This is a genomic window from Caballeronia sp. SL1002, assembly GCF_057814995.1.
The window spans coordinates 126386-144830 of sequence record NZ_JBYMUW010000004.1 but is presented as its reverse complement, the minus strand read 5'-3'; the positions used below and the strand labels follow the sequence as shown (position 1 = coordinate 144830).

Genomic DNA, 18445 nt, shown 5'->3' with positions numbered 1-18445 from the left:
TGTCCGGGGCGGGACTTACTTTCTTTGCTGCTGCAAAGAAAGTAAGCAAAGAAAGCAGCGTGACCGTCTAAGTGTCCACCACGAACCGTAACCGGGAGTGGTGCGCAAGCCGATTCGGCCATCGCACCACACAACAGAGTGGCACCGCTCATCCATCCCGTCAGGCACGAAGTGCCTGACGGAACGGCATAACCCACAAACCAAACCAAACCAACCGCTGTTGTTAGATATGCCCATCGTCCGAGCGTAGTGAGGATGGACCTGACAAGTGCTGTGCCAACACCCTGAACTGCGAGTTAGTCGAATCAGCCTGCGCGCCTATCCGCGAGGTTATGTGTGGTGGACACTTAGATGGATAAGCTGCTTTCTTTGCTTACTTTCTTTGCAGCAGCAAAGAAAGTGAGTCCCGCCCCGGACAGGGGCATCGCTAATAAACGCACACGAATACAAGTTCCCAAGAAGCGCAGGCAAACAAAAGCAAAGAGCGCCAGCAAACCCCAAACCCCAAAGCGCCAGCGACTCTCACCCGATCGCCATCTCCCCGCAAGCCGCCGACTCAATCCGATTCCGCCCACCTTCCTTCGCTTTATAAAGCGCGGCATCGGCGCAATCGAGCAGTCCAAGCGCGTCGCCACCACTGCGCGGCGAAGCGGTCGCGCAGCCGATACTCACCGTAATCACGCCCGCCGCGCTTCCGCGATGCTCGATAGCCATGCTCTCGACGCGTGCGCGCAGTGCGGCCGCTACCTTCATCGCCGCGCCGCCCGCCGTCTCCGGCAGCAACACGACGAATTCCTCGCCGCCGTAACGGGCGGGGACGTCGTTCGGTCGTCGGATGGCCGACTCGATACAGTCCGCGACCATCGCGAGCGTCTCGTCGCCGAGGTTGTGTCCGTAGGTGTCGTTATAGGATTTGAACCGGTCCACATCGACGAAAAGCACCGACAGGTACGTGCCGTTACGTCGCGCGCGGTTCCATTCCTCCGCGAGCTTGCTGTCCAGCACGCGACGATTGTTCAGGCCGGTCAGCGCGTCCGTGCCCGCCAGCCGCACCAGTTCGGCCTGCGCTTTCGTGCGCTCCCGCAGCGAGAAGGCGAGCACCCACGAAATGCCGACGAAACTCAAGCCGAGCAGAATCGTCAGCGTGCCCACTACCACGCTGCGCGCCCGCCACGCGCTGATCGTGTCTTCCTCGGCCGGCGCCACGACGGCGACGAACGGCGTGTTGGGAATCCGCGCAAACGTGTAGATGCGTCGCACGTGGTCGAGCGGCGAAACGGCCGTGTAGCTGCCCGATGGATCGTTCGCCATGTTCCTGAACGTCGACGATCCCGCGACGTTCATGCCAGCGTCGCCTTCGCTGAACGGCTTGCGCGCAAGCATGGTGCCGTCGCGCATCACGATGAAAACCGATCCGTGCGGCCCGGTCTCGATCTTCGAGAGCACAGTATTGAAATAGCCGACGGGAACGGCAAGGATGGCGACGCCCGCGAAGCTGCCGTCAGGCGCATTGACGCGGCGGCTGAGGCCGATCGACAAGCTCCCGCCGCGCAGCCGCGAGCGGAACGGGCGCGAGATAAAGAGCCCGACGTTGGGACTCGCCGCGTGGACGGTGAAATAATCGCGGTCGCCGAAATCGCCGATCTGCGGCACGTCGCGGTCGTTTTCCGCGACGACATGGCCGTGCTCATCCAGCAGATACGCGCCGCCGAGATGCGACGCGGTCGTCGCCCGGTCGAAGAGGAACTGACGGCGCAGCGACGAGGGCAGCGCCATCAGCATCGGATTTTCCGCGCCTTCAGCCACGGCCTGCAGCGACAGGTCGTAGAGCGCGACGCTGCGCCCGATGTCGTTGCTGATAATGGAAACGAGATTCACCGAGGTCAGCTGCGCGTGAGCGATTGCGTCGGCGCGGCCCTGATACAGGCTCGCGAGCGACAACGCGATCATCAGCAGCGCGACGGCTGTTCCGGCAATCCCGACCAGCCGCGGGTTGCGCGATACCGCCCCGCTCAGCTTGTGCAGACGCGCGCGCCGCCGCTGGGCGCGAGCCGGTGTGGCGTCGGACCAGATAGGCGGTGAGCGTCGTCTCTGATGTGTCTGGGTCGGTTCCATGGAATCCTGAGCCTTCGCGCGAAGCCTCCGGGGGAAGGGACGCCGCGCCTTGTGCGGTCGCAGCGGTCGAGGCGCGACTGGACTTTGATGATGCTCGGCGACGCCCGTTTTCAAACCGCCGAACACGGGCCTAGTTCTCGGCTAATTCCCCGCTTTGACGTCCTGCGCGGCGCGCCCTGATTCGAAGGTTTTTTCACAATGTCTTGAGCCAGAACAAGTTTGTAAAGTTTCAGATAATCAAACGAAAGAAAAACTGCGTCATTAAGTCTCAGATGCCCATTTGCGAATGATTATTACCGGTTTGGTGCTTAATAAACTTTAGCGATTACGCTACCCTTCGCCACCGATCACAAAAATAAAATCGGACGGAGACAGGTATACCGACCACGGGGCATATGGAATGAATGTAAGAACCTTCTCACGGTTTCGTAATTATTTGGCGCTATATCCGGCTTTGCTTCTTTCCGGCTGCGATCTGGATGTATTGAATCCCAAGGGCAAAATCGGCATCGCCGAAAAATCGTTGATCATCGAATCGACGGTCGCGATGTTGCTTGTCGTGGTTCCGGTGATCGCGCTCACGCTGCTGTTCGCATGGCGCTATCGCGCGTCGAACAAGGCGGCGGTGTACCTGCCGAAATGGGCGCATTCGACGAAGATCGAGATTGTCGTATGGCTCGTGCCGAGTCTGATTATCCTGTATCTCGCCATTCTTACCTGGAAAACCACGCACGAGCTCGATCCGTATAAGCCGCTTGAATCGAGCGTCAAGCCGATCAACGTGGAAGTCGTCGCGCTCGACTGGAAATGGCTGTTTATTTATCCGGATCTCGGTATTGCTTCGGTTAATAAACTGGAGTTTCCAGTTGGAACGCCGGTTAATTTCCGCATTACTTCCGATTCCGTGATGAATTCGTTTTTCATTCCGCAACTCGGCGGTCAAATATACGCAATGGCGGGCATGCAAACCAAACTTCATTTAATCGCCGATGAAGCGGGCGATTATGCGGGCATGTCGGCGAATTTTAGCGGGAAAGGATTTTCCGATATGAAATTTCGCGCGGTCGCCGCGTCGAATGAAGACTTCGACGCATGGGTGAAGGAAGTCAAGGCGTCGCCGGAGCAACTCGATGCGAACGTCTACGGCGGCGTATCCGCGCCGAGCGAGAAGGCGCCGGTCCAGTACTTCTCGCGCGTCGATCCGGCGCTCTTCAACAACATTATTGCAAAGTACAACAACGGGAATGTTCGCAGCATGGCAGACCCACGTTGCGACACGAAGGGGTAAAACGTGGACAACCTATTAGGCAAGCTGAGCTGGGCGGATATTCCGTTTCACGAGCCGATCATCATGGGCGCGGGCGCGCTGATGGTGGTCGTGGCGCTGGCGGTTCTGATCTCGCTGACCTATTTCAAGAAATGGGGCTATTTGTGGAGTGAATGGCTGACGAGCGTCGATCACAAAAGAATCGGCGTGATGTATATCGTCATTGCGTTCGTCATGCTGGTGCGCGGTTTCGCCGACGCCATCATGATGCGCACGCAATTGGCGGTCGCTTTTCACGGCCCCGGTTATCTGCCGCCGCACCATTACGACCAGATTTTTACCGCGCACGGCGTCATCATGATTTTCTTCATGGCGATGGCGTTCATGGTCGGTCTGTTTAATATCGTCGTGCCGCTGCAAATCGGCGCGCGCGACGTCGCATTTCCGTTCATTAACTCGCTGAGTTTCTGGATGACGGCGGTCAGCGCGATCCTGATCAACATGTCGCTCGTGATCGGCGAATTCGCGCAAACCGGCTGGCTGGCTTATCCGCCTTTATCGGAATTGCAATTCAGTCCCGGCGTCGGCGTCGATTATTACTTGTGGAGTCTCCAGCTTTCCGGTGTCGGCACGCTGCTCACGGGTATCAACTTCTTCGTGACCATCGTGAAGATGCGCGCGCCCGGCATGACCTGGATGAAGATGCCCGTGTTCACGTGGACCGCGCTCTGCTCGAACGTGCTCATCATGGCGTCGTTCCCGATCCTGACCGTGACGCTCGCGTTGCTCGGCCTCGACCGTTATCTCGGCATGCACTTCTTCACGAACACCGCCGGCGGCAACCCGATGCTGTACCTGAACCTGATTTGGGCGTGGGGGCATCCGGAGGTCTACATCCTGGTGCTGCCCGCGTTCGGCATCTTCTCCGAGGTCGTCTCGACCTACGCGAAGAAGCCGCTGTTCGGTTACACCACGATGGTCTACGCGACCTGCTCGATCATGGTGCTGTCGTTCGTCGTCTGGCTGCACCACTTCTTCACGATGGGCTCGGGCGCGAACGTGAATTCGTTCTTTGGCATCATGACGATGGTGATCGCGATCCCGACCGGCGTGAAGATCTTCAACTGGCTGTTCACGATCTACAAGGGCCGCCTCGAATTCAGCGCGCCGATTCTCTGGACGATCGGCTTCATGGTGACGTTCACCATCGGCGGCATGACCGGCGTGATGATGGCGATTCCCGGCGCGGACTTCGTGCTGCATAACAGCCTGTTCCTGATCGCGCACTTCCATAACGTGATTATCGGTGGCGTGCTGTTCGGCTATCTGGCGGGTTTCCACTTCTGGTTCCCGAAGGCGTTCGGTTTCAAGCTGAACGAAAAGCTCGGCAAGCGGGCGTTCTGGTTCTGGCTGGTCGGTTTCTGCTTCGCGTTCCTGCCGCTTTACGTGCTCGGCTTCATGGGTATGACGCGCCGCCTGAACCACTACGACAATCCGGCATGGCATCCTTGGCTGCTGGTCGCCGCGGGCGGTGCGGTGCTGATCGCGATCGGCGTGGGACATCAACTGGCGCAGCTTTACGTCAGTGTTCGCGACCGCGATCTGCCGGGCAATCGCGACATCACCGGCGATCCGTGGAATGGCCGCACGCTGGAATGGGCGACGAGTTCGCCGCCCGCCGTGTACAACTTCGCCGTGATTCCGCACGTCCATGAACTCGACGCGTTCGCTCACATGAAGGAAACGGGCCGCGTCGGCGCGCCGGTCAAGTACGAGGACATTCACATGCCGTCGAATACGAGCGCGGGCATGTTCATCGGACTGTTCAGCCTCGTGCTCGGATTCGCGGGAATCTGGCACATCTGGTGGCTCGCAATCGTCGGGCTGGTCGGCATCTTCGTGACGGCTGTGCTGTACGCGAACCGCGACGATCAAGGCTATTTCATCCCGGCGGACACGGTGCGGATGATCGAGGAATCGCGCACGCACGCGTCGATTGCACTGGAGGTCAAGTAATGCTGCAGAAAACCATTCCGCTGAATCTCGCGGACGACGACCACGCGGAGCACCACCATCCCGAATCGCATAGCGTGTTCGGATTCTGGCTCTACCTGATGACCGACTGCGTGATCTTCGCGGCGCTGTTCGCCGTGTTCGCGGTGATGAGTCACCAGTTCGCGGGCGGCGCGACGGCGAAGGACCTGTTCGAGATCAAGGGCGTCGCGATCGAAACCGCGATCCTGCTCGTCAGCAGCATCACGTTCGGCTTCGGGATGCTCGGCGCGCAGAAGGGCAACAAGACGTCGCTGCTGTTCTGGCTCGTGGTGACATTCGTGCTGGGCGCCGCGTTTATCGGCCTCGAAGTGCGCGAGTTCGCCGGGTTGATCGCGGAAGGCAACGGGCCGGATCGCAGCGCGTTTCTTTCGTCGTTCTTCACGCTGGTCGGCACGCACGGGCTGCACGTCTCGCTCGGTCTGGTCTGGATGGCCGTGCTGGCGTTCCAGATTCTGAGCAAGCCTGAAATTTCGGAAACGAGCTTGCGGCGCCTGACGTGCCTGAGCCTCTTCTGGCACTTCCTGGATGTCGTGTGGATCTGCGTGTTTACCTTTGTCTATCTGGCGAGCGTGGCCTGAAATGTCGAACTCCAATACACATCGTGCAGAGCTTGCACATTCCGGCGCGAGTCACGGCAGCATCGGCTCGTATGTCATCGGCTTCGTGCTGTCGGTCATTCTCACGGCGGCGTCGTTCTTTATCGTGATGGGACACGGGATGCCGGCGAGCACCGCCGTGCCGGTGATCGCCGTGCTCGCGCTCGTGCAGATCGTCGTGCATCTCGTGTGTTTCCTGCACATGAACGCGTCGTCGCAGCAGAAGTGGAACGTGATGGCGTTCGGCTTTACCGTGATGACGGCGGTGATCCTGATCGGCGGCACGGTCTGGGTCATGCACAACGTCAGCATGAACATGATGTCGCGTTGAACCTGCTTTAACTTTGTCCGGCCGTGACATCGCGTCACGGCCGGCGATCTGCTTATCGCCCAGCTCGGCTCTCTCGCCGACGCTTCAAAACCGCCCCGCCAGCACCGCTTCGCATTGCCCGTTAAGATACGGCGTTCGTCGCCGCGCGCCTGCTGCACGCATGAGAAGCGCGCGTTTCCACGTGTCTCCGACCAGCCGCACTCAATGAACTTTCGCGAAGATGGCGTCGCGCCCGCGCTCGAATGCCGCGGTCTCAGCAAGACTTATGGCGCGGGACGCATCGTGCTCGCGCAACTCGATTTCTCGCTCGCGCCGGGCGAGTTCGTTGCGGTGATGGGCGAATCCGGCGTCGGCAAATCCACGCTGCTCAATCTGATCGCGGGACTGGACACGGCCGATAGCGGCGATGTGCTGATCGACGGTGCGCCGATTTCGCGCCTTTCGGACGACGACGCCACGCGTCTGCGTCGCGAAAAACTCGGGTTCGTGTTCCAGGCGTTTCATGTTTTGCCGCATCTGACGCTCGCGCAGAACGTCGCGTTGCCGCTGCTGTTGAACAACCTTGCGCCATCGTCCGCGCTCGATCTGCTCGCGGCGGTCGGCCTGAAAGGGCGCGGCGACGATTTTCCGCGCCAGCTTTCCGGCGGCGAATTGCAGCGCGTGGCGATCGCGCGGGCGCTGGTGCATCGGCCGAAGCTGATTCTCGCCGACGAACCCACCGGTAATCTCGATCCCGACACCGCGCACGACGTGCTCACGCTGTTCCGCGCCGAAATCAAGGCGAACGACGCGGCGGCGATCATGGTCACGCATTCGGAAGCGGCGGCCGCCATTGCGGATCGCACGTTGGTGTTGCGCGACGGCGCATTGCACACCGATGCTTAAGCCGTCGAATCGCGTCGCAGGCGGGCGTTTGCTCGCGCGCTGGCTGCTGTTCTCGGAACTGCGCAGCCATCGCGCGCGCGCCGTGGTCGCCATCGTCACGATCGCGCTTGGCGTGGCGCTCGGCTACGCCGTGCAGTTGATCAACGGCGCGGCGTTCAACGAGTTTTCGGCGGCGGCAAAAAGCCTGTCGGGCGAGGCGGATCTTCAGGTGCGCGGCGCGCAGCCAAGCTTCGACGAAAGCTGGTATCCCCGGCTCGCGGCGCTGCCGGGTGTCGCGCTGGCGAGTCCGGTGCTCGATCTCGACGTCACGGTGCCGGGCCGGACGACCTCGTTGAAGGTGCTCGGGACGGACGTGTTCAAGGCGAGCCGCGCGACGCCCGAACTGACCGGCGTGCCCTCGGCAGCGCATCCCTACGACACGCTCGCCGCCGACGCCATCTTTCTCTCGACCGCCGCGCAGCATTGGCTCTCGACCGTGCCGGGCCAATCGGTCACGTTGCAGAGCGGCACGTCGGCGGTGCGGCTTCGGGTGGCGGGCGGGATCGTTCGGACGCGTCCCGGTCAGCGTCTCGCCGTGATGGATATCGCCGCCGCGCAATGGCGTTTCGGCGCGGTGGGCAAGTTGTCGCGCGTGGACTTGCTGCTCGAACGCGGCGTGGACCGGGACGCGTTCCGGCGCGATCTGGCGGCGCGCATCGGCCCGGCGCTCGTAGTCTCCGAAATCCACGACGACGAAAACCGCACCGACCGATTGTCGCGCGCCTACCGTATCAACATGAACGTGCTGGCGCTCGTCGCGCTGTTCACCGGCGCGTTTCTGGTCTTTTCGACGCAGGCGCTGGCCGTCGTCCGCCGCCGCGCGCAATTCGCGATGCTGCGCGTGATCGGCGTGACGCGCCGGCGGCTGCTTGGGCAAGTGCTGCTCGAAGGCGCGATGCTCGGCGTGATCGGCGCGGCGAGCGGGCTCGCGCTCGGTTACGCGATGGCGAGCATCGCGCTGAAATTTTTCGGCAGCGATCTGGGCGGCGGCTATTTTCCGGGCGTGCAGCCGCAAGTCGGCTTCGAACCGCTCGCGACGGCGGTGTTTTTGGTGCTGGGGATCGGCGTGTCGGCGCTTGGGAGCCTCGCGCCCGCGCTCGAAGCGTCGCGCGCGCGGCCCGCTTCCGCGCTCAAGGCGGGCGGCGAGGAAAGCGCGCTCGCGCGGCTTTCGACACCCTGGCCCGCGCTCGGCTGCCTCGCCGCCGCGGCGTTGCTCACCGCGACGCCGCCACTTTTCGATATTCCGATTCCCGGCTATCTCGCCGTCGCGTTGCTGTTGATCGGCGGGATTGCGCTGATGCCGCGCCTGACCGCGCTGCTGTTTTCCTCGATCAGCCGCTTTTACACACGGCGTGAGCGTCGGCGTCGCGCGCGTGCCACCACCACGCTCGCACTCGCGCGGCTCGCGAACGCGCCGGGACAGGCGTCCATCGCGATGGGCGGCGTGTTGTCGAGTTTCGCGCTGATCGTCGCGATGGCGATCATGGTGGCGAGCTTCCGCGTGTCCGTCGATGAATGGCTGATGCATCTGCTGTCCGCCGATCTCTACGTCCGCGCCGCGCCGAACGGCGACACGGGCGGCCTGCGTCTCGACCAGCAAAAGCAATTGGCCGCCGCGCCGGGCGTGGCGCGCGCGGCGTTCACGCGCACCTCGCGCCTGACGCTCGATCCGGCGCGCCCGCCCGTCGCGCTGCTCGCGCGCGAAATCGACGCGATGAATCCGGGCGCGACGCTGCAGATGACCGGCGCAGTATTGCCGCCGACCGCGTGGCAGCGCGGCGAGACGCCCATCTGGGTCTCGGAGGCGATGGTCGATCTGTATGGATACCGGCTCGGGCAAAGAGTGCAATTGCCGGTCGGCGCGGGGCAGCCGACGTTCGTCGTCGCGGGCGTGTGGCGCGATTACGTGCGGCAGACGGGCGCGATCCAGCTTCGTCTCGCGGATTATCGGCGGCTGACCGGCGATGAAAGCGCCACCGATGTCGCGGTCAGCGTCGCGAGCCAAAGCAGCGCGGACAGCGTGAGCGAGACGCTGCGCGCGTTGCCGTTCGGCGCGGCGCTCGAATTCGCGCAGCCGGGCGAAATTCGCGCGCGCACGCTGACCATTTTCGACCGCAGTTTTGCCGTGACGTATGTGCTGGAAGCGGTGGCGATCGTGATCGGACTGTTCGGCGTCGCCGCGACGTTTTCGGCGCAGACGCTCGCGCGCACGCGCGAGTTCGGGATGCTGCGGCATGTCGGCGTTACGCGCGGCCAGATTCTCGCGATTCTGGCGAAGGAGGGCGGCGCGCTGACCGCGCTCGGTATCGCGATGGGTTTCGCGCTCGGTTTCGCGATCAGCTTGATTCTGGTGTTCGTCGTGAATCCGCAGTCGTTCCACTGGAGCATGTCGCTGCACGTACCGTGGCCGGTATTGGCGACGGTGGCGTTCGTGATGCTCGTGTCATCGTGTGCGACCGCCGTGGTGGCGGGGCGCAAAGCCGTGACGCTGGACGCGGTGCGGGCCGTCAAGGAGGACTGGTGATGCGGCGATGGATCAAAGCGGTGGCAGTGCTGGCGGCTTTTGCGGCGACGAACGCAACGAACGCAACGAGCGCAACGAGCGCAACGAACGCAACGAACGCAACGAACGCAAGGAACGCAACGAACGCAACAAACGCAACAAACGCAACAGACGCAACAAACGCAACAAACGCAACGAACGCGACCGCCGAGCCGAAATTCGCCGCCGTCGTGCCCGGCCGGCCGATCGCATGGCCGCAGGATACCGGCGCGCATCCGGCGTATCGCACCGAGTGGTGGTACGCAACCGGCTGGCTCACCCGGCCCGACGGCGCGCCGCTCGGTTTCCAGATCACGTTCTTCCGCTCGGCGACCGGTCACGACGCGGCCGATCCGAGCGCGTTCGCGCCAGCGCAATTGATCATCGCGCATGCCGCGCTCAGCGATCCAGCGGCGGGACGGCTCGCGCACGATCAAAAAATCGGCCGGCAGGGTTTCGGTCTGGCTTACGCAGCGGAAGGCAACACGGACGCGAAAATCGACGGCTGGCGAATGGTGCGCGCCGCCGACGGCCACTACGAAGCGACCATCGACGCCGCCGGTTTCGCGCTCCATCTTTCCCTCACGCCGACAGAACCGCCGCTCATCCAGGGCGACGGCGGATACTCGCGCAAAGGGCCGGATACGGCGCAGGCGAGCTATTACTACAGCGAGCCGCAATTGCGCGTGACCGGCACGGTGCGGCGCGCGGCGGGCGCAGGTAAAGAAGTCATTGCCGCGATGGACACGCCGGTGAGCGGCGCGGCGTGGCTCGATCATGAATGGTCGAGCACCGTGCTCAGCGCCGACGCGCTCGGCTGGGACTGGCTCGGCGCGAATCTCGCCGATGGCTCCGCGCTGATGGCGTTCAAGGTGCGCGGCCGCAACGGCGGCGCGGTCTGGGCGCACGCCGTGCTGCGCGGGCCGCACGGGGATGTAACGAACTTCGGGCCATCGCAGGTCGATTTCACGACGGTGCGCACGTGGCGTTCGCCTCGCACCGGAACGTCCTATCCGGTGGCGGCGACGGTCCGGACGGGCGCCACGATCTGGCATCTCGATCCCCTGATGGACGATCAGGAACTCGATTCGCGGCAATCGACCGGCGCCGTCTACTGGGAAGGCGCGGTCAGGTTGAGCCGCGACGGCAAACTGGCCGGTCAGGGTTATCTGGAACTGACGGGATACAACAAGGCGCTGGAGCTGGGCGGCGCGCCGCGTTGAGACCTGCCTTATTCTCTTACTTCTCCGCCGGAATGAAGCCCGCGAAATCGTTCATGTTCAGCGCATCGCGTGTGTCGAGCGTGGCGAACTGCGAAGTCGCGCCGCGGATCACGAGAATCGTGCAGAACGCGACGAAGGCCCAAATGCAGAGAAATACGGTCAAGGTGCTCATGTCAAACTCCAGCGCAGGTTTCAGCGAAAAGTGAGTGTCGGGTGTTGTCAGGCGCGCGAGGCGGGTAGCGCCAGCAGCCGTTCAATCAGGTTTTCGGCAAGCGCGTGCTGTTTCTGAAGCGAGTCGAAGGCGTCGCGTGCGCGCGGTTCATCGTGGCGGCTCGTCGCGGCGTGCGTCTCGCCCGCGAAACGAAGAACGTCGTCGGAGGCCTGTTGAAGCGCGCGCGTAAGTTCGTGGAGGGAAAGCTCGCGGGCGGTTTCGGGGGCTTCGTCGATGATCCGGTACATGGCGGTGTTCCTGGTTGGGATGGCGTGATTGAAGTGTGCTGCCGCCCCGCACTTTCCGATTCGACGAACAAAACGGGATTTCCTGCCTAATTCACCGGGCATGACGAAACGCCGCCCCGAGGCGCTGCCGGACCACTTGAAAACGCCCTTGCGAGCCTGCATCTCGAACCTCACACGTTCGCGGAGCTCGACATGGGAAACCGACCACGCTTTATCGACGATCTCTCGGGCGCGACGCCCGAAATGGGCCAGCCGAATCTGCTCGATGACGGCCCGCTGCTCGACGCCTACTCGCGCACGGTGATCGGCGCGCTGGAGCGCGTCCGGCAAGCCGTGGCGTTTATCGAGGTGGAGCGGCGACGTCCCGACGGCAAGCCGGGCGGCGGCAGTGGCTCGGGTTTTTTGTTCACGCCCGACGGCTATCTGCTGACGAATAGCCACGTCGTGCATCAGGCGTCGCGAATCCGCGTGACGCTGGCGGACGGCGGCACGTTCGACGCGGATCTCGTCGGCGACGATCCGGATAGCGACCTCGCCGTGCTGCGCATCGGCTCGGCGGAACCGTTGCCGCACGTGACGCTCGGCGATTCCGCGAAAGTGCGCGCCGGGCAGATTGCGATTGCGGTGGGCAGCCCGCTCGGCCTTCAGCAGACGGTCACGACCGGCGTGGTATCCGCGCTCGGCCGCTCGTTGCGCGCGCGTTCGGGCCGCATGATTTACGACGTGATCCAGACCGACGCGGCGCTCAATCCGGGCAATTCCGGCGGTCCGCTGATCAATTCGGCGGGCGAAGTGATCGGCGTGAATACCGCGATCATTCCGGGCGCGCAAGCCATCTGCTTCGCCACGGCGATCGACACGGCCAAATGGGCGATCATGCAGATCTTCGCGTATGGACGCGTGCGCCGCGCGTATATCGGCGTGGCGGGCACCACGCGCAGCGTGGCGCGGCGCGTTCAGCGCTACTTCGGGTTATCGGCGGAAAGCGGCGTGCAGGTGGTGGAAGTCGTGAGCGGCAGTCCGGCGCACCAGGCCGGCATCCGGCGCGACGACACGCTGGTTGCGATCGACGGCATTGCCGTGGATAGCGTCGACGCGTTGCAACGCACGCTGGATGCCACGCGGATCGAGCGCGACGTGACCGTCACGCTGCTGCGCAATACGCAAAAGCTGGACGTGATCGTGGTGCCGGTCGAGCAGACGGCCTAGGAGCGCGTTTCGATCATCGCGCGCAACTCGTTGATATCGAACGGTTTGGCGAGAATCACGATACCCACGCGGCGCGCGCGCTCCAGTTCCTCGGCGTAACCGGTCATCAGCGCGACGCGTTGGGCCGGCCACGCGTGGCGGATCGTTTCGGCCAGATCCAGTCCGTTGAGCTTGCCGGGCATCTGAATGTCCGAGAGCACGAGGTCGAAACGACGTTCTCCGGTCAGCAGGTCGAGCGCGCTGTCGGCGGTCAATTCGTGATGCACCGTGCAGCCGAGCACTTCCAGCACCGCCGCGATACCCGCGGCCACGCTTTCGTTGTCTTCCACGAGCAGCACGGACGTGTTGCCGGGAATCACGTCGTCGTCGGCGGGCGACGTTTCGGGCGCGGCGGCGGGCGCGAGTTCCTCGTCGCCGTCGTAGCGCGGCAGGTAGAGGCGCACGGTCGTGCCGACGCCAACCGTGCTTTCGATTTGCGCGATGCCGCCTGCCTGCTCGCAGGTCGTCTGCACTTGCGCCAGACCGAGGCCGGTGCCCGCGCCTTTGATTTTCGTCGTGTAGAGCGGTTCGAACGCGCGCCGGGCGACGGCTTCGCTCATGCCTTCGCCGTTGTCGGTGAACGACAGCAGCACGTAGTCGCCCGCGGAGAGGCCGGCGTACGGCGTCTGGAATCGCACCGCCTCGCATTTCAGCAAGAGCGTGCCGCCGCGCGGCATAGCGTCTTTCGCGTTGATCGCGAGATTCAGCGCGGCGAATTCCAGCTCGGCGGGATCGACCATGATGATGCTGGTATCGTCGACGATCCGCACCGATAGCGTAATTTCCTCGCCGATCGACGTTCGGACGAGTTCCGCGACATCGCGTAGCCATACGCCGGGTTTGAGCGGCTCGCTCTTGAGCGGCTGCTTGCGCGCCACGCTCATCAGGCGGCGCGCGAGTCCCTGCGCCGCCGACGCCGCATGCTTCACCGCCAGCACTTCCTTTTCGAGATTGTCGTAGCGCTTGCGGCGCGCCAGCTCGACGTTCGCATTCACCACCATCAGCAAATTGTTGAAATCGTGCGCGACGTTCGCGACGAGGTTGCCGAGCGCGCCCATGCGCCGAAGCTGACGGTTCGACGCTTCCGCCGACAGACGCTTGCCGATCTCGACGCGCCATTGTTCCCACGCCGCCTGTTCGTCGCGAAGACGCCGCAGCGCGAGCAGCACGACGATCCACACCGCGATGCACGGCACCGAAATGATCGCGGCGATCACGCCCAGGTTATGCCGCCATTTGGCCGTGATCGCGGCGATCTGAATGCCGGAAGTGGTGTAGAGCGGGTAATCGTCGACGCGGCGATAGGCGAGCAGCCGCTCGAGGCCGTCCGCACTGGAGGTGAACCTGAGCTGCCCGCCGTGGTCGTTGCGGGCGATGGCGGCCTCGATGTCCGCGTTCGCCGTCGCGACGAAGTTGGGCCCGAATGCCGGATAGCGCGCGAGCAGTCCGCCGTCCCGCCGATACAGACCCACGGCTTCCGACGGCTCGCCGCCGGTCAGTTCGCGGTAGAACGCCGTGAAATACGCCTTGCGCAATTCCACCGACAGCACGCCGAGAAACACGCCGCTGTGCGCGCTTCGGCCGATATTGGTCGAAAAGACGTCCGTGCCGGAAAGCTTGCCGCGAACGGGGAGCGAAATGTACGTCGCCGGGCGCAGGTCCCGGGCAAACTTGAAGAAATCGCGGTCGGCGGCGGAGAGGTTGGGCACCGGCGAATACCGGCTGCTCGCCAGCATCGCGCCGTCGCTGCCGAACACGTTGATCGCCTCGATCTGCGGGATGGCCGCGACGATTTCCTGCAGGCGCTCGTGAATCGGCCCTTGGCGCGCCGTGATCTGCGCGTCGTTGCTGCGGCCGAGCAGGTCGAGCACGCGCGAGGAGAGTTCGGCGTTCAGGTCGAGCACTTTCATCGCCTGTTCCGCGGACGCCCGCGTGAGGCGGTCCACGACATCGCCCGCGTCGTTCATGCGCCGCTGGTAGTCGTAATACCCGTAACCGAAAAGACAGGCGATAGGCACCACTACCGACGTCACCAGCAGCACGAGCAGCGTCTTTCGCATCATCGCGAAATTGCGGCTCGGCGGCGGTAAGTCGAGCGACACTTCGTCTGCTGGCCCCATTTGACAACCTTTATATGCGCGTGTGTCCAGACAGGTGAACGGCCGTGTCATAGCCGGCCGTTTCGTGTTCAATTTACCTTAGATATGACGAATGTATCGGTCGCTTGGCTGCTTCAGCGCGCCACGAGACCGGGACTCCGGTGCAGATTATCCTTGCGACCGAAAAACGGCTTGTCCAATCGTCATATCAGCATGCCGAACGAACGGCATTCTGCCAGAAAGGCGTCGCGTATCCGAGAGGCGCGCGCTGGGCGTTCGATCCGCCGTTCCTCCTCGCCGAAATCGCACCCGGCCAAGACCGTCTCTGCCGATAAACACAAGTCGATTTCATCGGGTCGCAAACAATCTGACGATCTCGTTGAAGTTTCGCTTTTTCTGAAACCCGGAACTAAGTTCCATTAACTGATCGTGCAAGGAAATAATGTAGACCGGATATTCGTTTATTGAAGGTCGATTTTCGGCGGTGCGTCAACTTGCCATCGTTTCAAATATTCGGACACAGAATAGACTTCCTCAGATGATTCGGTATGCGAAATAAAAGATACGTATCTTCAATAAAGTTTCCGGACCGAGAGACCGGAGACAGGCGCAGAGAAAGAGAATCATTCGAGAGGCCGTGCGCAGAAAAAGGCGCTTGTTCCTGGATCGGATGTTCCTATAAGGCGGTAATATCCAGCGGGGTTGAGCGTGTTAAGAACACGAGAAGAAGTGGCGAAGTGGTTGGTCGAGTATGTCCGGGCCAGTTTAAATATCGAATGGAATGGCAACGCGTCAAGTCTCGCCGACCTGGGAATCGATTCCCTGTCGGGAGCGGAACTCGTTTCAGCGCTGGAGGGATGGCTTGGCCTGTCGATTCCAGTGAATTTCCTGGAACGCATTGCCGATTCAGCGCAATTATGCGAAGCGCTCGTCGAACTGCAATCGAGCGGGCCGTCAACGGACGATACCGGCCGGCCATTCGAGAAATACGTTAATCCCTATCTCGCCGCCAAGCTTGCGCAACTCAAAATCGACCGCACGTTTGTGCGAGCCGAAGGCGCTTACCTGTACGACGAGGACGGGCGTCAGTATCTCGACTTCCTGTCGCAGTACGGCGCGGTCCCGTTCGGGCACCATCCGGCTGAAATCTGGAGTGCGGTCGAGCGGTTGCGCGACGACGCCGAGCCGATCTTTGCGCAGCCTTCGTTCCTGAAGTCGGCGGGTATGCTCGCGCAACGCCTTATCGAACTTGCGCCGCCCGGACTGCGCTACGTGACGTTTTCCAATAGCGGGGCTGAGGCCGTCGAAGCAGCGCTGAAGATGGCACGCCACGCGACCGGCCGAACGCGCATTCTGTCCACGAAAAACGGGTTTCATGGCAAGACGTTCGGCGCACTGTCGGCAACGGGCAAGCTCGACTATCAGACGCACTTCGGCCTTCCTTTGCCGGGTTTCGATCACATCGAATACGCGAGCATCGAGGCGCTGGAGTCCGCGCTTGCGCCGCACGCCGGCCAGGCTGCGCAGTACGCGGCGTTCGTCGTCGAGCCGATTCAGGGCGAAGGCGGCGTGCGGGTGCCTCCTTCCGGTTACCTGCGCGATGTCGAGACAGTGTGCCGGCATCATGGCGTGCTTCTCGTCGTCGATGAGATCCAGACGGGGCTAGGGCGCACCGGCGCGATGTTCGTTTGCGAGAACGAGGGCGTGCGGCCCGATATCCTGCTGGTATCTAAGACGCTGGGCGGTGGCGTCGTGCCCGTCGCAGCCACGCTTTGCACGGACGCGGCGTACAGCGAAAAAATGGCGCTCAAGCATTCGTCGACTTTCGCGGGCAACGCACTCGGCGCGCGCGTGGGACTCGCCACGCTCGATCTGTTGACGAGGAACGGCGGCGAACTGCTGTGTCATGTCAAAACGGAAGGCGCGTACCTGAAGGGACGACTTGAGAAGATACGGGAACGTCATCCTTTGCTGATCTCCGAGATCTGCGGTCAGGGATTCATGCTGGGCATTCGCCTTGCGTCCGAGCCGCTCAAGCAAGAGCGTTTCCTCGGACTGGCAGCGCAACAAAAGGAGCTGGCGCAATTCGTCGCGAGCTATCTGCTCAACGCCGAGGGCGTTCGCGTCGCGCCCACGTTGAACCAGGGCGACGTGCTGCGTGTACAGCCGCCGCTGAACGCGACGCGTGAGCAGTGCGACCTGGCGGCGGACGCTATCGGCCGCGCGATGGACGTGCTGGCTGAATACGATACGGGAAAGCTGTATCGAGCGATCCTTCGGCGGCGGCCGGTCAAAGATTTGCCGCCCGCATCGACACGGTTGCCCGTGGCGATTTCGCCAAAGCCAGCGGCGGGCGACGCGCGCCGTTTTGCGTTCCTGCTCCATCCGCTCGACGCGCAAAGCTACGCCGACTACGACCCGAGTCTCGCGATGCTGGCACCGGACGAACTCGTCGAATTCGCCGGCAGCATGGACGGCCTGATGGACCCCGTCGTAGGCTCCACGATGCAAATCGAATCGGCCACGGGGACGTGTGCGCGCGGCGACTTCATCATGATTCCGCACACTTCGGAGCAACTGCGCAGTCTTTCGCAGCGCGAGGCCCTCGCCGTGTTGAACAAGGGCATCGAGCTCGGCCGGGCGCGTGGCGCTCGCATCGTCGGGCTGGGCGCGTACACATCGATCGTGAGCGGCGGCGGAGCGCAACTGCTGAACGCAGACGTTGCCCTGACTTCCGGCAATTCATACACCGTCGTATCCGGTCTCGATGCGCTCGATTTCATGATGCGCCGCATGGATCGTCGATGGGATTCGAGCGGCGTCGGCATCGTCGGCGCGGCCGGAGCCATCGGATCGTGCATGGCGGTGCTTCTCTCGCGACGGGCCGCCCGGCTCATCCTGATTGGCAATCCCGCGCACGAGGCATCCATCGGCCGCGCGCGCCTCGCCGGCGTGGCGAAGGCGATTGTCGAGCAGGCACTCGCGCCTTGCACGGAACCCTTCCTGCCCGGCTCGCTCGCGCAGCGGATCAAAGAGATTGCGCAGCATGAAGTCGACACCGCAGCACTTATCGGGGCGCTGGAACAATGCGGGGCGCTCGTGCTGACCGGCAACAGCAGCGCGATCAGCGCCGTAGATGTCGCCGTCACCGCGACGAGCTTTCCGGGCGACGCGGTGAAGGCCGATATGTGGCGGGCCGGGACGATCGTTTGCGACATCTCGCGCCCCCGTTCCGTACACGAATCGATCGTCGAACGCCGTCCTGACGTGCTGGTGATCGACGGCGGCGTCATCGCGCTGCCGGGTAAGCCGCGCGTCGGCCCGTATGGCCTTGTCGACGGAACCTCCTACGCGTGCATGGCGGAAACCATGCTTCTCGCGCTGGAAGGCCGTTTTGAAAACACGAGCATCGGCAATACGCTGGACGTCGGCGAGATATCGGCTCAGCAGGCACTCGCGCGCAAGCACGGCTTCGCGCTCGCCGGACTGCAAAGTTTCGGCAAGCCGCTCACCGATGCACGACTCACGCGCTTCGTCGAAGCGGCGGACGTATTCGCATGACGACATTCCACCTCCAGGAAGCCTT

Annotated in this window: 13 protein-coding genes; 9 read left to right on the top strand and 4 right to left on the bottom strand. The window is 63.0% G+C overall.

Features of this window, described 5'->3' with window-relative positions; all coding sequences use genetic code 11:
* Positions 1-522 precede the first annotated feature (522 nt).
* Positions 523-2115 carry a sensor domain-containing diguanylate cyclase gene (locus AC3D25_RS22130; protein WP_488890620.1) on the bottom strand — a complete coding sequence of 531 codons (1593 nt, stop codon included), beginning with the start codon at positions 2113-2115 and terminating at the stop codon, positions 523-525.
* A gap of 400 nt (positions 2116-2515) precedes the next feature.
* On the opposite strand from AC3D25_RS22130, the gene cyoA reads away from it, so the two are divergent.
* The 7 genes from cyoA (at position 2516) to AC3D25_RS22095 (ending at position 11053) form a co-directional block, all read left to right on the top strand.
* A complete protein-coding gene (gene cyoA, locus AC3D25_RS22125) occupies positions 2516-3403 on the top strand; it encodes a ubiquinol oxidase subunit II (RefSeq protein WP_488890619.1) in 888 nt (295 codons plus the stop codon).
* Positions 3404-3406: 3 nt separating this feature from the next.
* Complete coding sequence (gene cyoB / locus AC3D25_RS22120) at positions 3407-5398, top strand: cytochrome o ubiquinol oxidase subunit I (protein ID WP_488890618.1); 1992 nt, start codon at positions 3407-3409, stop codon at positions 5396-5398.
* The gene (cyoC, locus tag AC3D25_RS22115; protein ID WP_488890617.1) at positions 5398-6015 is read left to right on the top strand and encodes a cytochrome o ubiquinol oxidase subunit III; all 618 of its coding nucleotides are present in this window, start codon (positions 5398-5400) and stop codon (positions 6013-6015) included. The genes cyoB and cyoC overlap by 1 nt, the downstream gene beginning before the upstream one ends.
* 1 nt (position 6016) lies before the next feature.
* The gene (cyoD, locus tag AC3D25_RS22110) at positions 6017-6364 is read left to right on the top strand and encodes a cytochrome o ubiquinol oxidase subunit IV (RefSeq protein ID WP_488890616.1); all 348 of its coding nucleotides are present in this window, start codon (positions 6017-6019) and stop codon (positions 6362-6364) included.
* Positions 6365-6568: 204 nt separating this feature from the next.
* The gene (locus AC3D25_RS22105) at positions 6569-7249 is read left to right on the top strand and encodes an ABC transporter ATP-binding protein (RefSeq protein ID WP_488890615.1); all 681 of its coding nucleotides are present in this window, start codon (positions 6569-6571) and stop codon (positions 7247-7249) included.
* Positions 7242-9812: an ABC transporter permease gene (locus tag AC3D25_RS22100; RefSeq protein ID WP_488890614.1), complete on the top strand. Its 2571-nt coding sequence runs from the start codon at positions 7242-7244 to the stop codon at positions 9810-9812. The genes AC3D25_RS22105 and AC3D25_RS22100 overlap by 8 nt, the downstream gene beginning before the upstream one ends.
* On the top strand, positions 9812-11053 hold the full coding sequence (locus AC3D25_RS22095) for a lipocalin-like domain-containing protein (RefSeq protein WP_488890613.1): 1242 nt from the start codon (positions 9812-9814) through the stop codon (positions 11051-11053). Before AC3D25_RS22100 ends, AC3D25_RS22095 begins: the two co-directional genes overlap by 1 nt.
* A 16-nt stretch (positions 11054-11069) precedes the next feature.
* Here the strand turns inward: AC3D25_RS22095 and AC3D25_RS22090 are convergent, their stop codons facing one another.
* On the bottom strand, positions 11070-11225 hold the full coding sequence (locus AC3D25_RS22090; protein WP_488890612.1) for a hypothetical protein: 156 nt from the start codon (positions 11223-11225) through the stop codon (positions 11070-11072).
* A 47-nt stretch (positions 11226-11272) separates the two neighbouring features.
* Complete coding sequence (locus tag AC3D25_RS22085; RefSeq protein WP_488890611.1) at positions 11273-11512, bottom strand: hypothetical protein; 240 nt, start codon at positions 11510-11512, stop codon at positions 11273-11275.
* 192 nt (positions 11513-11704) lie between these two features.
* Between AC3D25_RS22085 and AC3D25_RS22080 the strand changes: the two genes are divergently transcribed.
* Positions 11705-12721, top strand: a complete 1017-nt coding sequence (locus tag AC3D25_RS22080) for a S1C family serine protease (protein WP_488890610.1) — start codon at positions 11705-11707, stop codon at positions 12719-12721.
* Here the strand turns inward: AC3D25_RS22080 and AC3D25_RS22075 are convergent.
* Entirely contained in the window at positions 12718-14880 is a 2163-nt protein-coding gene (locus tag AC3D25_RS22075) for a hybrid sensor histidine kinase/response regulator (RefSeq protein WP_488890609.1), read from the bottom strand. The two genes, AC3D25_RS22080 and AC3D25_RS22075, sit on opposite strands and share 4 nt — an antisense overlap.
* Positions 14881-15588: 708 nt before the next feature.
* Here AC3D25_RS22075 and AC3D25_RS22070 point away from each other — a divergent pair.
* Positions 15589-18420, top strand: coding sequence for an aminotransferase class III-fold pyridoxal phosphate-dependent enzyme (locus AC3D25_RS22070; protein WP_488890608.1), 2832 nt, complete (start codon positions 15589-15591; stop codon positions 18418-18420).
* Positions 18421-18445 lie beyond the last annotated feature (25 nt).

Excerpts from the sequence above, each read along its gene's own strand:
- AC3D25_RS22130 (WP_488890620.1), bottom strand. The coding sequence starts at position 2,115 with ATGGAACCGACCCAGACACATCAGAGACGACGCTCACCGCCTATCTGG.
- cyoA (WP_488890619.1), top strand. The coding sequence starts at position 2,516 with ATGAATGTAAGAACCTTCTCACGGTTTCGTAATTATTTGGCGCTATAT.
- cyoC (WP_488890617.1), top strand. The coding sequence starts at position 5,398 with ATGCTGCAGAAAACCATTCCGCTGAATCTCGCGGACGACGACCACGCG.
- cyoD (WP_488890616.1), top strand. The coding sequence starts at position 6,017 with ATGTCGAACTCCAATACACATCGTGCAGAGCTTGCACATTCCGGCGCG.
- AC3D25_RS22105 (WP_488890615.1), top strand. The coding sequence starts at position 6,569 with ATGAACTTTCGCGAAGATGGCGTCGCGCCCGCGCTCGAATGCCGCGGT.
- AC3D25_RS22100 (WP_488890614.1), top strand. The coding sequence starts at position 7,242 with ATGCTTAAGCCGTCGAATCGCGTCGCAGGCGGGCGTTTGCTCGCGCGC.
- AC3D25_RS22095 (WP_488890613.1), top strand. The coding sequence starts at position 9,812 with ATGCGGCGATGGATCAAAGCGGTGGCAGTGCTGGCGGCTTTTGCGGCG.
- AC3D25_RS22090 (WP_488890612.1), bottom strand. The coding sequence starts at position 11,225 with ATGAGCACCTTGACCGTATTTCTCTGCATTTGGGCCTTCGTCGCGTTC.
- AC3D25_RS22085 (WP_488890611.1), bottom strand. The coding sequence starts at position 11,512 with ATGTACCGGATCATCGACGAAGCCCCCGAAACCGCCCGCGAGCTTTCC.
- AC3D25_RS22080 (WP_488890610.1), top strand. The coding sequence starts at position 11,705 with ATGGGAAACCGACCACGCTTTATCGACGATCTCTCGGGCGCGACGCCC.
- AC3D25_RS22075 (WP_488890609.1), bottom strand. The coding sequence starts at position 14,880 with ATGGGGCCAGCAGACGAAGTGTCGCTCGACTTACCGCCGCCGAGCCGC.